At 48.0% G+C, this 1580-nt stretch carries 1 protein-coding gene; it reads left to right on the top strand.

All coding sequences use genetic code 11. The features are described from left to right. The first annotated feature begins 142 nt into the window (after window positions 1-142). Window positions 143-1297, top strand: a complete 1155-nt coding sequence (locus IQ242_RS24425) for an alanine--glyoxylate aminotransferase family protein (RefSeq protein ID WP_193961734.1) — start codon at window positions 143-145, stop codon at window positions 1295-1297. The last annotated feature ends 283 nt before the right edge of the window (window positions 1298-1580 follow it).

Genomic DNA, 1580 nt, shown 5'->3' on the forward strand with positions numbered 1-1580 from the left:
CCCTATCCCCTGAATACTGACAAGGCTGCCTCCCGGGATATAATCAGAGTTTGCCGAATCTTAAATCATCCCCTCAGAATTGATGCGATCGAGATTTGGTTTTTTATCTTGTTAAATATAGCCCAACGAGAGAGGACGAACCATGGAAAATAAAAATATGTTGATGATTCCCGGCCCCACACCAGTGCCGGAAGCGGTATTATTGGCTATGGCTAAAGCGCCTATAGGTCATCGGACCGGTGCTTTTAGCAAGGTAATCGCCGAATTAACCGAAAATCTTAAATGGTTGCATCAAACCAGTGGCGATGTCTTAATGTTAACCGCTTCGGGAACCGGTGCCATGGAAGCGGGAATTATTAATTTTCTCAGCCCCGGCGATCGAGTTTTGGTGGGGGATAATGGTAAATTTGGGGAACGTTGGGGGAAATTAGCGAAAGCCTACGGCTTAAATGTGGATTTAGTTAAGGCAGAATGGGGTAAACCCCTAGATCCAGAAGCATTCACCGCTAAACTGACCGAAGACAAGGAAAAAACCATCAAAGCGGTAATTATTACCCATTCGGAAACTTCCACCGGGGTTCTCAATGACTTGGAAAGCATCAACAAAGCGGTAAAAGACCACGGGGAAGCTTTAATTATCGTCGATGCTGTCACCAGTTTAGGAGCTTATCATATTCCCATCGATGAATGGGGTTTAGATGTGGTCGGTTCTGGTTCCCAGAAAGGTTATATGATTCCTCCCGGTTTAGGTTTTGTTTCCGTGAGTAAAAAAGCTTGGAAAGCCTACGAAACCGCCAAACTGCCCCGTTTTTATCTGGATTTGGGCAAATACAAAAAAGCCACCGATGAGGATAGTTCCCCCTTTACCCCTCCAGTTAACCTGATGTACGGTTTACAAGCTTCTCTGCAAATGATGAGAAGGGAGGGATTAGCGGCAATTTTCGCCCGTCACCAACGCTTAACGAAGATGACTCGGTCCGGTATGCGCGCCCTGGATTTGCCCCTCTACGCGGCGGATTCCTCGGCTTCCACGGCGATTACTGCCGTGGCCCCCACTCTGGTGGATGCGGAACAAATTCGCTCGACTCTCAATAAAAAGTTCGACATCGCTGTGGCTGGTGGTCAGGATCACCTCAAGGGTAAAATCTTCCGTATCGGTCATTTAGGTTTTGCTAGTGAGAGGGATATCCTCACGGTTATCGCTGCCATTGAAGCGACTTTAATCGAGTTAGGTGTCGAAGGTGTCACCCCCGGCGCCGGTGTGGCTGCCGCTGCCTCGGTGATGGTGCAGGGTTAATCTTGGTTTGGCTTTTCCCCTTCTCCCCCTATCCATTAGTCACATCTTTCTTAACATAAAATTTGACAAAGAGAGAAAAGTGTGCAGAATGGCTCAAGGGGGTTCTATGGGGGAACTAATTTGATCAGATAGTTTCCAAGTCTGGCTGATATCCTGTCATCGGAAATTTTGGGTCTGAAACCCCGCCGTTCTAGGTTGGCTTTACGTTAGAATTAAAAGGCCAGTCTCGAAAACCAAGTGGACGGCGCAGCACCGTTCGGCTGAGCTCACGGCCGAAGCCTTG

The sequence above is a fragment of the Microcystis sp. LEGE 08355 genome (assembly GCF_015207185.1).
GTDB lineage: Bacteria > Cyanobacteriota > Cyanobacteriia > Cyanobacteriales > Microcystaceae > Microcystis > Microcystis panniformis.